The organism is Methylorubrum populi (assembly GCF_002355515.1).
In the GTDB taxonomy this organism is placed as follows: domain Bacteria; phylum Pseudomonadota; class Alphaproteobacteria; order Rhizobiales; family Beijerinckiaceae; genus Methylobacterium; species Methylobacterium populi_A.
Window position 1 is genome coordinate 2,308,846 of record NZ_AP014809.1, and the last position, 14,261, is coordinate 2,323,106.

13 protein-coding genes are annotated in these 14,261 nt (G+C 70.9%); 3 read left to right on the forward strand and 10 right to left on the reverse strand.

The window, feature by feature from the left end; genetic code table 11:
• Positions 1-65: 65 nt before the first annotated feature.
• From MPPM_RS10575 to MPPM_RS10585, 3 genes are all read right to left on the reverse strand, one after another.
• Positions 66-1,019: a ferredoxin reductase domain-containing protein gene (locus MPPM_RS10575; RefSeq protein WP_096485032.1), complete on the reverse strand. Its 954-nt coding sequence runs from the start codon at positions 1,017-1,019 to the stop codon at positions 66-68.
• Positions 1,020-1,061: 42 nt separating this feature from the next.
• Entirely contained in the window at positions 1,062-1,460 is a 399-nt protein-coding gene (locus tag MPPM_RS10580; protein ID WP_096485033.1) for a hypothetical protein, read from the reverse strand.
• 144 nt (positions 1,461-1,604) lie between these two features.
• Complete coding sequence (locus MPPM_RS10585; protein ID WP_096485034.1) at positions 1,605-4,535, reverse strand: EAL domain-containing protein; 2,931 nt, start codon at positions 4,533-4,535, stop codon at positions 1,605-1,607.
• A 430-nt stretch (positions 4,536-4,965) separates the two neighbouring features.
• Here MPPM_RS10585 and MPPM_RS10590 point away from each other — a divergent pair, with 430 nt between their 5' ends.
• Together MPPM_RS10590 and MPPM_RS10595 are read left to right on the forward strand one after the other, a co-directional pair.
• Positions 4,966-5,973: an MraY family glycosyltransferase gene (locus MPPM_RS10590; RefSeq protein ID WP_096485035.1), complete on the forward strand. Its 1,008-nt coding sequence runs from the start codon at positions 4,966-4,968 to the stop codon at positions 5,971-5,973.
• A 25-nt stretch (positions 5,974-5,998) separates the two neighbouring features.
• Positions 5,999-6,922, forward strand: a complete 924-nt coding sequence (locus tag MPPM_RS10595) for an NAD-dependent epimerase/dehydratase family protein (RefSeq protein WP_096485036.1) — start codon at positions 5,999-6,001, stop codon at positions 6,920-6,922.
• A 4-nt stretch (positions 6,923-6,926) separates the two neighbouring features.
• On the opposite strand, the gene MPPM_RS10600 is transcribed toward MPPM_RS10595, so the two are convergent.
• Complete coding sequence (locus MPPM_RS10600) at positions 6,927-7,538, reverse strand: FMN-dependent NADH-azoreductase (protein WP_096485037.1); 612 nt, start codon at positions 7,536-7,538, stop codon at positions 6,927-6,929.
• A gap of 76 nt (positions 7,539-7,614) precedes the next feature.
• On the opposite strand from MPPM_RS10600, the gene MPPM_RS10605 reads away from it, so the two are divergent.
• A complete protein-coding gene (locus MPPM_RS10605; RefSeq protein WP_096485038.1) occupies positions 7,615-8,019 on the forward strand; it encodes a winged helix-turn-helix transcriptional regulator in 405 nt (134 codons plus the stop codon).
• A 16-nt stretch (positions 8,020-8,035) separates the two neighbouring features.
• On the opposite strand, the gene MPPM_RS10610 is transcribed toward MPPM_RS10605, so the two are convergent.
• The 6 genes from MPPM_RS10610 to MPPM_RS10635 form a co-directional block, all read right to left on the reverse strand.
• The gene (locus MPPM_RS10610; protein WP_096485039.1) at positions 8,036-10,009 is read right to left on the reverse strand and encodes a polysaccharide biosynthesis protein; all 1,974 of its coding nucleotides are present in this window, start codon (positions 10,007-10,009) and stop codon (positions 8,036-8,038) included.
• A gap of 102 nt (positions 10,010-10,111) precedes the next feature.
• Positions 10,112-10,963 carry a DUF1206 domain-containing protein gene (locus MPPM_RS10615; protein WP_096485040.1) on the reverse strand — a complete coding sequence of 284 codons (852 nt, stop codon included), beginning with the start codon at positions 10,961-10,963 and terminating at the stop codon, positions 10,112-10,114.
• A gap of 6 nt (positions 10,964-10,969) precedes the next feature.
• Positions 10,970-11,311 carry a hypothetical protein gene (locus MPPM_RS10620; protein ID WP_017485396.1) on the reverse strand — a complete coding sequence of 114 codons (342 nt, stop codon included), beginning with the start codon at positions 11,309-11,311 and terminating at the stop codon, positions 10,970-10,972.
• 24 nt (positions 11,312-11,335) lie between these two features.
• Positions 11,336-11,899 carry a Uma2 family endonuclease gene (locus MPPM_RS10625; protein WP_096485041.1) on the reverse strand — a complete coding sequence of 188 codons (564 nt, stop codon included), beginning with the start codon at positions 11,897-11,899 and terminating at the stop codon, positions 11,336-11,338.
• Positions 11,900-11,970: 71 nt separating this feature from the next.
• On the reverse strand, positions 11,971-12,531 hold the full coding sequence (locus tag MPPM_RS10630; RefSeq protein ID WP_096485042.1) for a Uma2 family endonuclease: 561 nt from the start codon (positions 12,529-12,531) through the stop codon (positions 11,971-11,973).
• A 174-nt stretch (positions 12,532-12,705) separates the two neighbouring features.
• Positions 12,706-14,154, reverse strand: coding sequence for a homospermidine synthase (locus MPPM_RS10635; RefSeq protein WP_096485043.1), 1,449 nt, complete (start codon positions 14,152-14,154; stop codon positions 12,706-12,708).
• Positions 14,155-14,261 lie beyond the last annotated feature (107 nt).

The window sequence follows — 14,261 nt, forward strand, 5'->3', positions numbered from 1 at the left end:
ACCAAACGGCGCGCGATCAGCCATCCCGATGACGAGAGAGGGACCACGCGGCGAGGGTGTGACCCTCAAGCCCCCGGTTCGAGCGGGATCGGATAGTACCGCGCACCCGCCGCAGCGGCCAGAACCTCCACCGCGCCCAGCGTCGAGGGGCAGCCGGAGGCGTGCACCACGTCGGTCGCCCGTAAGGTGGGGATATGGGCGGTGAGCGGGCCGGGGCGCACGTCGGGCGCCCGCTGGCGATGGCGGTCGGCGGCCAGCGTGATGCGGGAGACGCCGGTGGCGCGCAGCCATTCGAGCGACGGGCGCATGTAGAGGTCGAGGGGATCGCGGGCGCCGATCACCAGGCAGATCTCGCGGGCCGGCTCGACGTAGCGCGCGGCGCGGGCGATGGCCCAGATGCCGGCAAAGCCCGTCTCCGCCGCGACCAGCACGAGGCGGCCGCCGCCGGGGCGATAGGTGCCGTTGCCGACGGGTCCCTTCACCTTCACCGCGCGGCCGGGCTCGACCGCGCAGCCGAACAGGGCGGTGAGATCCTCCGCGCACTCGCCGCGCAGGTGGAAGACGAGTTCGTTCAGCTCCGCCCCGCCCTCGACGCCGAGCGTCGGCGTCAGCGTGACCGGCTGTCCGCCCTCGAGCGTGACGACGACCTGATCACCCGGTTCGAAGGGAAGCCGCCGCTCCAGGGTCGCGACCACCTGCACGACCCGCGGCGCCAGGGCCGTGATCGCGTCGATGCTGCCGGTGCGGCGCGCGAGCGTCCGGGCGGCGCTCCGGGCGGGCGTCTTGACGGGCCGGATCGTCGCGTCCGGATCGGGGACGGACAGCGTCACCGCTTCGGCCCGCCGGGCGCGGACGGGCAGCCGCCGCGAGGCGGGCCCGGCGCCCTGGCCGACCAAACCGGTCATCGGGGCGATCACCCCGTCGGCGAGGGCGGTTTCCAGGGAGGTGTCGCCGGGGGAGACCCGCAGGGGCTGGCCGTTGACGACAAGCGAGCAACGGGCGCTCGAGGGAGCACGCATGGCGGCAACCCGCTCCGATCGGATGAGAGTGTCAGAAGGGGATCAGGGCGCGTCGTGGATCAGGCGCTCGACCAGGGCGGCCCAGCGCGCGCGCACGGCCCGCGCCTCCTCGCCCAGCGTCTCCGCGTCCACGAGGCCGAGGCTGCTGCGGAGGGCCTCGCTCTCCCGGCGCTCGGCGGCGAGCGCCGCCTTCATCACCGCCACTTCGAGGCGCAGACGGGCGAGATCCGCGTCCGCGGATCCTGTCTCGGAATTCGGAAGGGCAGGAGCCGCCATCGGCGCGTCCGCGTGGGCGTCCGTCGCGATATCCGAGGGCACCTCCGCGACGAGCGCCCGCGGCGGCACGGTCCCGGCCAGGTGCGCGTGGATCGGGCGTGTCATGAGACGCCGCATCGCGCTGCCGGAGAGGGCCGGGCTCCTGCGTCTCGTCGCCTCGATCATCGTCCATCCTCAGGCCGGCGGGAGCGCCGACGAGGCGTCCCGAATACTTCCGATGGACCTTCCTTCAACATGGTTAAGGGAGTTTTAAACGGATGCTAGAGAGTCCGCCTCATCGTGAGATCTGGGCCTGGCCGGGCGGCGGGATCACGCCGCCTCGGGCGCGGCGCCGACGAGCTGGCGGGCCTGGAGCACGGTCATCGGCTCGCCGAAGGCCGCCCCTTGCGCGTAGTCGCAGCCGAGTTCCTGCAGCCCCTGGGCATCCTCCTCCGACTCGGCGCCCTCGGCGATGGTGGCGAGCCCCAGTTCCTGACCCATCCGCAGGACGGAGCGCAGCATGGCGGTGCGCCCCTGGCCCAACTGGCGCACGAAGCTCTGGTCGATCTTGATCGTGTCGAAGGGGAAGCGCTGGAGGTAGGAGAGCGCCGAGTAGCCGGTGCCGAAATCGTCGAGGACGAGGCCGGCGCCGAGATCGTGGATGCGGGTGAGCATCTGGGCGGCGTATTCCGGGTTCTCCATCACCAGCCCCTCGGCCATCTCCAGCTTGAGCGAGCCGGGGAGCACGCCGGTGCGGGCGATCACCGTCTTCACGTCGTGGAGGAGGTCGTGGCGCAGCAGCTGGCGCGAGGAGACGTTGACCGAGGCGAAGATCGGCGGCTCGACGTCGAGCGAGCGCTGCCAGGCGGCGAGTTCCAGTGCCGTGCGCTCGATGGCGAAATTGCCGAGCCCGACGATGACGCCGGTTTCCTCGGCCACCGGCATGAAGGTCGAGGGCGGAATGCGGCCGAGCTTCGGGTGGTCCCAGCGCAGCAGCGTCTCGAAGCCGGCGACAGTGCGGTCCTCGAGCCGGACGATCGGCTGGAACAGCACCTTGATCTCGTTGCGCTCCAGCGCCTTGCGCAGGTCGGCCTCCAGCATCAGCCGGTCGGAGCGCTCCAGCCGCATATTGGCGCGGAACACCTCGATCCGGTCGCCGCCGCCGCGCTTGGCCTGGATCATCGCCATCTCGGCGTTCTTGAACACTTCTTCGCGCCGCGTCTGTCCCGTGCTCTGGCCGCTGGCGCCCTGCGCCGCCTCGTGCAGGGCGATGCCGATGGAGACGGTGAGGAAGACCTCGCGGTCGGCGTAGGTGATCGGGGTGGCGATGGCGCGCCGGATCATCTCGGCGAACGAGAGGATGCGGTCGGGCTCGCGTTCGGAGAGCAGGATCACCGCGAACTCGTCGCCCGCGACACGGGCCAGGGTGTCCTGCGGCCGCAGCAGCCGCCCGAGCCGGCGCGAGAGGGTGAGCAGGATCGAGTCGCCCGCCGAGAGGCCGATGGCGTCGTTGATCGCCTTGAACCGGTCGATGTCCAGCGCGATCACCGCCGGCTTGAGGCGCGGGTCCTGGCTCGCCAGCGCCAGCGCGGCCTCCAGCCGGTCCTGGAACAGCTCGCGGTTCGGCAGGCCGGTGAGGCTGTCGTGCACGGCGTCGTGCAGCAACCGCTCCTCGGCGGTCTTGGCCTCGGTCACGTCGCTGATGGTGCCGACGATGCGGATCACCTCGCCGTCGGTGCCGATCACCGGGCGCGCCTTCAGCCGGTACCACGCGTAGGGGCCGTCGGCCGAGCGCAGGCGGAAATCGTGGACGATGCGCCCGCGCCGCTCCTCGATCACCGTGTCGAGGGCCGCCGAGTAGCGCTCCACGTCGAAGGGATGGAGCAGGCCGAGCCAGTTCGCCGCCGGCCCTTCGAGGGTGCCGCGCTTGAGCCCGAGCTGCGCCTCGATCTCCGGGCCGGCGAAGACGCGGTCGCCGGGCACGTCCCAGTCGAACACGATGTCGCCCGCGCCCGTCAGCGCCAGCGCCCGGCGCTCGGTGTCCGAGACGAGGCTGTGGCTCAGGCCGCCGCCGGCGAAGGCGTGCTGCATCACGGTGAAGCCGATCAGCATGACGATGAGCACGAGGCCGCCGATGAGGGCCGGCTGCACGAGGTCGGAGCCGATCTGACCCGTGATGGCGAAGCCCGCCGCCACCACCCAGACCAGCAGCAGCAGCCAGGTCGGCACCAGCAGGATGGCGCGGTCGTAGCCGTTATGAACGGCGAGATACAGGATCAGCAGGAGGCCGACGCCGGCCACCGCCGCGATCGAGATGCGCGCCACGCCCGCCGCCACCGGCGGATCGAACACCGCGAGCGCCACGAGGCCGGCGAGGAAGGTCAGCCAGAAGAAGGCGACGTGGCTGTAGCGCACGTGCCAGCGCGACAGGTTGAGATAGGCGAACAGGAACACGAGCAGGGTGGCGCCGAGCACGGCCTCGGCCGAGGCGCGGTAGATCCGCTCGGCGAGTTCGGTGACGGGAAACACCCGCTGCAGGAAGCCGAAATCGATGCAGGCATAGGCGAGCACCGCCCAGGACAGCGCGGCGGCGGCGGGAAAGATGATCGCGCCCTTCACCACGAAGATGATGGTGAGGAACAGCGCCAAGAGCCCGGCGATGCCGATGATGATGCCCTTGTAGAGGGTCAGCCCCGAGGTCTTCTTGCGGTAGGCGTCCTGGTCCCAGAGGTAGACCTGCGGGATGTTCGGACCTTTGAGCTCGGCGACGTAGGTGACCGTGGTGCCGGGATCGACGGTGATCAGGAACTGGTCGGCGTCGAGGCTCTCGTCGCGCTCGGGGCGGATGCCCTCGCTCGCGGTGATGGCGGCGATGCGCGAGCCGCCGAGATCGGGCCAGATCACGCCGGAGCCGACGAGGCGGAAATGCGGGGCGACCAGCAGCCGGTCGATCTGCTCGTCGGTGTCGTTGGTGAGGGCGAACACCATCCAGTCGGGTCGCGCGCCGGCCTCACGGGCCTTCACCGCGATGCGCCGCACGATGCCGTCCTTGCCCGGCGCGGTCGAGATCTGGATCAGGTCACCGTCCGAGCGGTAGCGCTCGATCATCGGCGTCAGGTCGATCGCGGGCGCGTCGAGGGTGACGCGCACGGCTTCAACCGCGAGAGCGGGGCTGGTGGTCCCGAGGAGGCCGGCGAGGGTGCCCGCCACGGCCGTCAGGATCGCGAGGGCCAGGGCGAGGGCCAGGGAAAGCGTGCGCAACGGGCGATTCTTGACAGCCGGCTTGAGCGGTGGAGGCGAGCGGCCAAGTCGTATCGGCGGCTCCCCGCCCCCGCAAGGCGAGCCGGCGGGGGACGCGCGGCCCGCCCACCGCTCTTTCGGAGGACCGCGCCACGCGGATCGCGTGGCTTTGCGGCCAAAACAAGTTGGGATCGGCTGCAACCGTCTCGCTTGGGCGGATGGAGACGAGTAGAGCGGGGACCATGCGAAGGATCGGAAGACGCCGCGTGAAAGCCCTCCCCCCACTGCGGGGGAGGGTGGCCCCCGAAGGGGGCCGGGTGAGGGGAGGGCCGCCTCCGCTGGAGCGATGCCAACCGAGAGTGGCAGCGTCGCGCTGCCCCTCTCCCGCCTGCTCCGCAGGCACCCTCCCCCGCAGAGGGGGGAGGGCTGCTGCGCCCCGTCTTGCATCCCGATGACCCTCGTTCCGCTCCTCATCGTTCCCCTGGCGGCACTTCTCTCCGCCGGCCTGATCGTGCTGCTGAAGCCGCTGCTGCAGCGCTACGCCCTGGCGCGGCCGAACGCCCGCTCCAGCCACCGGGTGCCGACCCCGCAAGGGGGCGGCATCGCGATCATCGCCGCCGCGCTGGTCACGGCCGCCCTCCTGGCCGTGCCGGCCGGGATCGCAATCAGCGGGGCCGAACTGCCGGTGCTGGCGCTCGCCGTGCTGGTGCTCGCGGCGGTCGGTGCCGTCGACGACATCCGGCCGCTGCCGGCCTCGCTCCGGCTCGTGATCCAGGCCGGCGCGGTCGCCGCCGTGGTGCTCACCGCCGAGGGCCGTCTTCTGCCCGATGCGCCGCTCTGGCTGGAGCGGGTTTTCGCGATCCTCGCCGGCCTCTGGTTCGTGAACCTCGTCAACTTCATGGACGGGCTCGACTGGATGACGGTGGCCGAATTCGTGCCGCCGTTAGCCTTCCTGTTCGCCCTCGGCCTCACCGGCCGCTACGCGCCGGAGCCGACCCTGGTCGCAGGCGCCCTGCTCGGCGGGCTCCTCGGCTTCGCGCCGTTCAACCGGCCGGTGGCGCGGCTGTTCATGGGCGATGTCGGCTCGCTGCCGGTGGGGCTGATCGTGGCGTGGCTGCTGTTCCGCCTCGCGGGAGAAGGCGGCTTGGCCGCCGCGCTGATCCTGCCGCTCTATCCGCTGGCCGACGCGACGCTCACCCTCTTGTGGCGCCTGCGGCGCGGCGAGCGGGTGTGGCAGGCCCATCGCAGCCACTACTACCAGGTCGCCACGGTCAACGGCCTCTCCGTGCCGGAGGTGGTCGGTTCGGTCTTCGCCGTACAGGTGGCGCTGGCCGGGCTGGCGGGCGTGACCTTGCTTTGGACCTCTCCGCCCGTCACGCTCGTTTGCCTCGTCCTCGCGGCGGGGCTCGTCGGGTGGCGGCTGCGCCGGTTCGCGGCGCCGCGGGCCGATCGGGCGTAACCGGCAGGGCGTAAGGGGAAGACCGGTGAGCGGAAAGCTGATCGCGCTGACGGGAGCCACCGGCTTCATCGGACGCCACCTGCTGCGGTCGCTCTCGGCGCGGGGCTACCGGGTGCGGGTGCTGCTGCGCCGGCCGGTCGAGGTTCCGGAAGGCGCGAGCGGCGCGGTGGTGGGCGATCTGGCGCGGCCGATGAACATGGCCGCAGCCCTCGCCGGGGTCGATGCGGTGGTGCATTCCGCTGGGCTCGCCCACGCCATGTCCGGCGCGCCGGAGGACGACTTTCGTAACTCCAATACAGAGGCGACCCGCACGCTCGCGGAGGCCGCGCAGCGGGCGAGGGTGGGCCGCTTCGTGTTCCTCTCCTCGATCCGGGCGCAGGCCGGTTCGAGCGCCCCGGCGCCCTTGTCGGAGGCGGATGCCGCGGCTCCGACCGATGCCTACGGGCGCTCGAAGCTCGCCGCCGAGGAGGCGCTGGCTGGGACCGGGCTCGACTGGGTCGCTCTGCGCCCGGTCCTCGTCTACGGCGCGGGGGTGAAGGGCAACATGGCGGCCTTGCTCAAGCTCGCCCGCACGCCCTATCCGCTGCCGCTGGCGAGCCTGACCGGGCGCCGCTCCCTGGTCTCGGTCGAGAGCCTCGCGGGCGCGGTCGCTACCGTGCTGGAGGCCCCCGGCCCGCTGAAGCGCCCGCTAGTCGCGGCCGATCCCGATCCGCTGACGCTGCCCGAGATGCTGGCCGCACTCCGCGCCGGCCTCGGCCGCGGACCCGGTCTGCTGCCCTGTCCCGTCCCCTTGATTGGGCTGGCCTGCCGCGCCGCCGGTCGCGAGGCGGCCTTCGACCGGCTGTCGGGCTCGCTCGTCGCCCGCGCCGAGGGTTTGGAGGCCCTGGGCTGGCGGCCGGCGCAGGCGTCGCGGGACGGGCTCGCGGCTTTGGCGCGGTCAGGCGGTTGAGGCCTCAGGCGGCCTCGAGAGCTGCCGCGGCGTCGAGGGCGCCGGCCAGCGCCCGCTCGCGGGCCTCGGCCCCGAGGGCGATGCCCTCGGCGACGATGATTTCCGGCGCCGTGATGCCGATGAAGGCGAGCACCGTGCGCAGATAGGTCTCCGCGTGCTCGGCCGCGGCGGCGGGGGTGCCCGGCCCGTACAGTCCGCCGCGCGAGACGACGGCGATGACCCGCTTGCCGCCCGCCAGACCCTCGGCCCCGGACGGCCCGTAGCGGAAGGTCACGCCCGCCACGAGGATGCGGTCGATCCAGGCCTTGAGCTGGCTCGACAGGGTGAAGTTGTAGAGCGGCGCACCGATCACCACGATGTCGGCTGCCAGAAACTCCTCCAGCACCTGCCGGCCGAGATCGACGTCGTGCTGCACGTCCGGCGTGTTCGTGGCGTTGGGCTGCGCCCCGGCGAGAACCGCGCCCGAGAGGTGCGGCAGCGGCGTCCCGGCGAGATCGCGGTAGGTGACGTCGAGACCGGGATGCTGTGCCCGCAGGCGGTCCACGATGGCGGCGGAGACGGTCCGGCTGACGGAATGCGGCCCCAGGATGCTGCCGTCGACGTGAAGGAGCTTCATGTTTGATCCTCGGTATCAGAAATGAACCGAGGCGCTATAGATAACCACCATCAGCCGCGCGCAAGGAGGCACATTCTTGGAACCCGGGCACATCGAGGGAACCGGTACGCCGCCGCCCGACCATTCCGGGCAGGATTGCCGCCTCGTCGGCACGGTGCTCGCGCGGATCGGCGACAAGTGGAGCGTGCTCGTCGTGATGATGCTGGGGGATGGGCCGCGGCGCTTCAACGAGCTGAAGCGGATGATCGGCGGCATCTCGCAGCGGATGCTCACCTTCACCCTGCGCGGGCTGGAGCGCGACGGCCTCGTGACGCGCACGATCTTCCCGACGATCCCGCCGCGGGTCGATTACGAGCTGACCGATCTCGGGCGCTCGCTGCGGGAGCCGATTCAGGCGCTCGGCGCCTGGGCCTTCGCCCATCTGCCGGAGATTCAGGAGGCCCGCGCCCGCTTCGACCGCCGCGACGGCGAGGAGGCGTGAGGCTCGGAGCCAAGCGTCAGGCGGGCGCCGCCTCGGTGGCTGCGGCCGGCGGCGCGATGCTCTCGGGTTTCGTGTTCGGAATGGCCGCGGCCCGGTTGCGGAAGTCGGGGATCGCTTCCTCAAACACGGCGTCGGCCGCCGCACGGTCGCCGGCCGCCACCGCCTCGCGCAGGCGAAAAATCCAACCCTCCAGCACCGCGCGGTCGGCGAAGACGGGCTTGGCCGCCATCACGCCCTCGATGCCGGCGAGCGTGACACGCGGTTCCTCCTTCGCGAACAGGATCTCGTTGAGCCGCTCGCCCGGCCGCGCGCCGGTGACCTGGATCTCGATCTCCGCACCGGGCTCGAAGCCCGCCAGCCGGATCATCCGCTCGGCCAGGTCGCGGATGCGCACGGGCTGGCCCATTTTCAGCACGTAGACCGCCGCGCGCTGGTCGCCGGTGTCGCCGCGCCCCTCCGCGTCGGCGTGGGAGGCGGCGGTGAGCACGAGATCGGAGGCCTCGCGCACGGTCATGAAGTAGCGCACCATCTCGGCATGGGTGACCGTGACCGGTCCGCCGCGGGCGATCTGCGCCTTGAACACCGGCACCACCGAGCCCGCCGAGCCCAGCACGTTGCCGAAGCGCACGGCGATGAGCCGGGTCGCCTGCGGGCCGGAGCGCTCCGCGTCGAGCGATTGGGCCACCATCTCCGCGAAGCGCTTGGTGACGCCGAGCTGCGAGACCGGCTCGATCGCCTTGTCGGTGGAGATCATCACCAGGGCGCGGGCGCCCGCGGCGACGGTGGCCTCGGCGACGTTGATCGAGCCGAACACGTTGGTCTTGATGCCTTCCGCCCAGTCGCGCTCGAGATAGGGTACCTGCTTCAGCGCCGCGGCATGGAAGACGTAGGTGGGCCGGAAGTCGCGGATGATCGCGTGCAGCCGCTCGCGGTCGCGGATGTCGGCGAGCGCGCCCTGCACCTCGGCCTCGGCATGGAGCAGGGCCGGACCGTTGAGGACAGCGTGGAGCGCCGGCTCCGAATTCTCGATGACGAGCAGCGCCGCGGCGCCGAAGGCGACGGCGCGGGCGCAGATCTCCGAGCCGATCGAGCCGCCGCCGCCGGTCACCACCACGCGGGCGCCGGTCAGGAAGCGTTCGAGCCGCGGCCGGTCGATGGCGACCGTGGGGCGCAAGAGCAGATCCTCGATCTCCAGCGGCGCGAGTTCGGCGTCGCGCATCCCCTCGCCGAGGCTGGTGACGCGGGCGAGCGGAAGGCCGAGCCGCCGGGCGCGGGCGATCAGGTCGTCGGGCTCGGATTCGGGCGCCAGCGCGCTCGGCGTCGCCACGAGCCGACGCACCGGCAGGCCGCGATTGGCAAGATCCGCCACCACCTGTTCGAGGTCGCGAAACCCGCCGAGGACGGGCACGCCGCGCATCATTTGGCCCGCCTCGTCCGCCCGGGGCGAGAGGATGCCCTTCGGCGACAGGCGCTTGACCGAGCCGGATTCGATCGCCCGCAGCACGATCTCGATATCGGCGCCGCGTCCGAGCAGCAGCGTCGGCGTGGTGGCGCTCCGGGCTTGGCTCTGCCGGGAGCGGGCGTATTTCATGTAGCGGAAGGCCAGCCGCGGCCCCCCGAGCAGGAAGATCTGCAGCACCCAGTAGAGCGCGATGGCGACCTTGCCGAAGAAGTAGAACCCGTAGAGGTTCGAGGAGACCAGAACGTAGTCGAGCACGAGCAGCGTCAGCGCGGTGACGCTGGCCGCGCGCACGATGCCGGCGAGATCGGGCAGCGAGGCGAACCGCCACTTGGTGCGGTAGAGCCGGAACCACGCGTAGACCAGCCCGGCATAGGCCAGGAACGGCGGCAGCAGGATCGGCAGCGCGTGCAGGCGCTCGGCCAAGGCGCCGTCCTGAAAGCGGAAGACGAAGGTCAGCACCACGGCCGCCGCGGTCGCGGCGAGGTCGTGGACGACCATCACCGCCGTCTTGAAGGTGCGCTTCTGCATGGTGCTTTGTGTCAGAGCATCGGCCGGAACGATGGATACCGGTTACCAGTCAAAGGCCGATGCTCCAGGCGGAGCGCGGTATCGGCGCCGGCCAGAGGGATGTCAACGCGCGGCGCGGACCGCTTTGGCGACCGCCCCGTTGGCATCGCCGAGATCCGGGGCATCGATGTGGCGGTAGCGCGCCTGGATCAGGCCGAACGCGCCGAACGCGAAATGGCCGGCGGCGACGATGGCGAGAAGCAGCCAGCCGTAGGGCTGCGCCCTCAGCGCCGAGAAGGCCCCCGAAAGGCCCGTGGCCTCCGAGGAGGCCTGCGTCCAGGCCGCGGTGAGCACGAAGCCGCCGATCATCAGGAAGACGAGGCCGCGCGCGGCGTAGCCGAACCGGCCGAGCCGCTCGATCCAGGTCTCGGAGCCGGCGGGCAGGGAGAGCCGTTCGCTGACATTGCCCTTCCAGGCCTTGGCGGCGTAGCCGATGCCGGCGGCGACGATGCCGAGCCCGACGATCCCGACGAGCCAGGGGCCGAGAGGCTGGTCGAGCAGCCACTTGGTCCAGTCCCGCACCCCGTCCCCGCCGGCGGAGGCACGGCCGATGCCGAAGGCGAGGCGGGCCGCGGTGAGGCTGAGGCCGGCATAGATCACGGCGCTGATCAGGTGGGCGCCGCGCACGGCGAGCGCCTTCGCCGAGCGCCCGCGCCGGTCGGCATCGGTCGCCCCCTCGACGAGGCGCCACAGGGCGAAGCCCGCGAGGCCGAGGGCGATCAGCCCGACGATGACCGCGCCGAAGGGGCCGCCGAGCACCGCGCGGATCGCCGACTTGCTGTCGCCGGCCGAGCCGCCCTGCCCCAAGGCGGCGAGCACGGCCAGCGCCCCGACGACGCAGTAGACGAAGCCGCGGGCGCCGTAGCCGAAGCGGGCGAGGTGTTCGAGGGCGTTGTCGTCCCGGCTCCAAGCCATCCCGGGTCAGTCGCGCTCGCGGTCGGGCTTGCCGGCCAAAGCCACGTAGAAGCCGAGCCCGTCGCCGGCGGGCAGGGTCTGGAGCCGCTCGATCCAGCCGCGGCGCTTGGCGTCGAGGAGCTGGCGCCCGATCGGCTGGAACAGGGTCTCGCCCCCGCCCTCCGGCGGCGGGTCGAGGCGGATCGCCACGGTCTTGCCCTTGGCGAAGCGGCTGCGCTCCAGCATGTCGGTCAGCGAGGCTTCCGCGGTCGGGCGGTTGGCCCCGCGCAGGTCGAGCACCGATTCCGCGTCGGTGACTCCGAGCGAGCCGCGCAGCTTGTTGGCGTAGTAGTCTTCGAAATGGGGCAAGGCCGGTTCCGCGCGGGTTCGTCGTCAGAAGGCGATGTCGTCGTAGATCTCGGCAACGGCCAAGTCGCCGCCGAGTTCGGGCCGGCCGATCGCGCCGTCGAGGCCGTGGGCCTCGAAGGTCCAGCCATCGGCACCACGCCGCCACACCTCGACCCGCGGCTCGTCCTGATAGACGATCAGGAAGAGTTTGAGCGAGGCGATGCTGCGGTAGAATTCGGTCTTGCGGCCGCGGTCCCGGCGCATGGTCGAGGGAGAGAGGACTTCCGCGACGAGGATGGGATGGCGGGCATAGCCGTCCCGCAGCATCGGGCCGCAACGCACCACCATGTCGGGGATCGGCGCGAAGGTGTCCATGGCATGGCTCAGTACGGCGATGCCGGGAATGGCGCGGCAACCGCGGTCGTGGGCGATGTCGGAGAGGCTCACTGCCAGGTTCGCGACGATCTGCTGGTGCCGCTCGCTCGGGAGGGGCGTCGGCGCCGGTTCGCCGTCGATCAGCTCCCAGCGCTCCTCGTCGGGGCGGTCGGCGGCCCAGACCTGATATTCCGCCACCCGCGTGCCGGGGTCGCGCCGAAGGGCGAGCGCCATCAAGGGGCCTCCGAAAACGGAGGTGATGCTAGCATCGCCCAAGTGGCAAGCAAGCGGCACGCGGTGCAGGATCAGAGCGTGAGGCGCGCATAGATGTCCGCGACACTCAGCGTGCCGCCGAGTTCCGGCAGGTCGATGACCGCGCTAGGCCCAGCGAACTGAACCGTCCAATCTGGCGCGCGGCGCCAGACCTCCACCCGCGCCTCGTCCTGATGCACGAGCAGAAGCACCGCGAGAGATAGGACGCTCTGATAGAACTCTGTCTTGCGACCACGGTCGAGCACGAGGGTCGACGGCGAGAGAACCTCCACGACCAGCAGAGGATCGCTGGTATAGCCGTCTTCCGGCGGTTCACCGCCTTGCACCACCACGTCGGGAATCGGCGCGTAGTCGTCCATGGCCTCGCTCAGGATCGCGAGGCCTGGATAGGCGCCGCAGCCCCGGCGCTCGGCGAGATCGTCGAGACGTTTCGCGATGTTCATGACGATGCGCTGATGTCGGCCTTTGGCAGGCGACATCATCACCGGCACACCGCCGAGCAGTTCCCAGCGCTCGTCGTCCGGCCGGGTTGCAACCCATTCCTGATACTCGGCGACCCGCATGCGGGTGTCGCGACGCGCGGCGACAGCCATCGCTCAGCCTCCTGTGCGAAGGCCTGAACCATAACGAAAAAGGGCCGCCCCGGACAGGGCGGCCCTCGAAGAGCTTCGCGTCGAAACGGCCTGAGTGTCTCTCACAAAACTCCCGCTGCGCCGCCGTGCCCAGAAGAGGGGGCGACGGGTGATCGGGAGTTTTGTGAGGCACTCTTAGCCGTGCACGAGCACGTTGCGGAACTGCCAGGGGTCGCTCGGGTCGATGTCCTCCGGGAACAGGCCGGGACGGTCGGTGAGCGGGGTCCAGTCAGTGTACACGCCTACGACCGGGCCGAGATACGGCGTCTGCACTTCCAGGCAGCGGCGGAAGTCGATCTCGTCGGCCTCGACGATGCCGGCCTCCGGGTTCTCCAAGGCCCAGACCATGCCGGCGAGCACGGCGCTCGTCACCTGAAGGCCGGTCGCGTTCTGGTAGGGGGCGATCCGCCGGGTCTCCTCGATGGAGAGCTGCGAGCCGTACCAGTAGGCGTTCTTCTTGTGGCCGTAGAGGAGGACGCCGAGTTCGTCGATGCCGTCGACGATCTCGTTCTCGTCGAGGATGTGCTGGTGCTCCTGCACCTTGCCGGCATTGCCCCACATCTCGTGCAGCGACAGCACGGCGTCGTTGGCGGGGTGGTAGGCGTAGTGGCAGGTCGGGCGATAGACCGCTTCGCCGTTCTCGCGCACCGTGTAGTAGTCCGCGATCGAGATCGCCTCGTTGTGGGTCACGAGGAAGCCGAACTGCGCCTGCGCGGTCGGCGTCCAGGAGCGCACGCGGGTGTCGGCGCCGGGCTGAAGCAGGAAGATCGCGCAGCGCGAGCCCTTGGTCTGCTCCTCGGCATTGGCCGGCTTCCAGGTCTCGTGCGTGCCCCATCCGAGCTCGGCCGGCTGGTTGCCCTCGGAGACGAAGCCCTCGACCGACCAGGTGTTGACGAACACGCCCTGGGGCTTGGGGGTCTTGGCGCGCTGGGTGTCGCGCTCGGCGATGTGAATGCCCTTGACGCCGAGTTCGCGCATCAGCGCGGCCCATTCCTCGCGGGTCTTCGGCTCAGGGGTCGAGGAGCCGGTGTCCTTGGCGACGTTGAGCAGCGCCTGCTTGACGAACCACGAGACCATGCCAGGGTTTGCACCGCAGCAGGAGACGGCGGTCGTGCCGCCGGGCGCGGCGCGGCGGGCGGCGAGGATGTTCTCGCGCAGCGCGTAGTTGGTGCGGTCGGCCTGGCTCAGGTCCTTGTCGAAGTAGAAGCCGGTCCAGGGCTCGGCGACCGTGTCGATGTAGAGCGCACCGAGTTCGCGGCAGAGTTCGAGAATGTCGCGCGAGGAGGTGTCGACCGACAAATTCACGCAGAAGCCCTGGCCGCCGCCCTCGGTGAGGAGCGGGGTGAGGACGTCGCGGTAGTTCTCCTTGGTCAGCGCGACCTTCTCGAAGCGCAGGCCGTGCTTGTCGGCCAGATCCTTATGGGTGTCGACGGGATCGATGACCGTGAAGCGGCTCTTGTCGTACTCGAAATGCCGCTCGATCAGGGGCAGGGTGCCCCGGCCGATCGAACCGAAGCCGATCATCACGATCGGGCCGGTGATGCGACCGTGGACGGGCCAATCCTTCTGCGGACCATCGGACATGGCGCGGACACTCCTTCTCAGGGCTGCGCTCGAAACGCGAGCGGCGTGCTTTGATGCTTGGAAATGACGAGCGGATGACGGTTCGGCGCCCTGGGGTCAACCGGCCC

What these genes read in the sequence shown, in the direction of transcription:
- MPPM_RS10575 (WP_096485032.1), bottom strand. Translation starts at nt 1,019, where the DNA reads ATGCGTGCTCCCTCGAGCGCCCGTTGCTCGCTTGTCGTCAACGGCCAG.
- MPPM_RS10580 (WP_096485033.1), bottom strand. Translation starts at nt 1,460, where the DNA reads ATGATCGAGGCGACGAGACGCAGGAGCCCGGCCCTCTCCGGCAGCGCG.
- MPPM_RS10590 (WP_096485035.1), top strand. Translation starts at nt 4,966, where the DNA reads ATGACCCTCGTTCCGCTCCTCATCGTTCCCCTGGCGGCACTTCTCTCC.
- MPPM_RS10600 (WP_096485037.1), bottom strand. Translation starts at nt 7,538, where the DNA reads ATGAAGCTCCTTCACGTCGACGGCAGCATCCTGGGGCCGCATTCCGTC.
- MPPM_RS10610 (WP_096485039.1), bottom strand. Translation starts at nt 10,009, where the DNA reads ATGCAGAAGCGCACCTTCAAGACGGCGGTGATGGTCGTCCACGACCTC.
- MPPM_RS10615 (WP_096485040.1), bottom strand. Translation starts at nt 10,963, where the DNA reads ATGGCTTGGAGCCGGGACGACAACGCCCTCGAACACCTCGCCCGCTTC.
- MPPM_RS10625 (WP_096485041.1), bottom strand. Translation starts at nt 11,899, where the DNA reads ATGGCGCTCGCCCTTCGGCGCGACCCCGGCACGCGGGTGGCGGAATAT.
- MPPM_RS10630 (WP_096485042.1), bottom strand. Translation starts at nt 12,531, where the DNA reads ATGGCTGTCGCCGCGCGTCGCGACACCCGCATGCGGGTCGCCGAGTAT.
- MPPM_RS10635 (WP_096485043.1), bottom strand. Translation starts at nt 14,154, where the DNA reads ATGTCCGATGGTCCGCAGAAGGATTGGCCCGTCCACGGTCGCATCACC.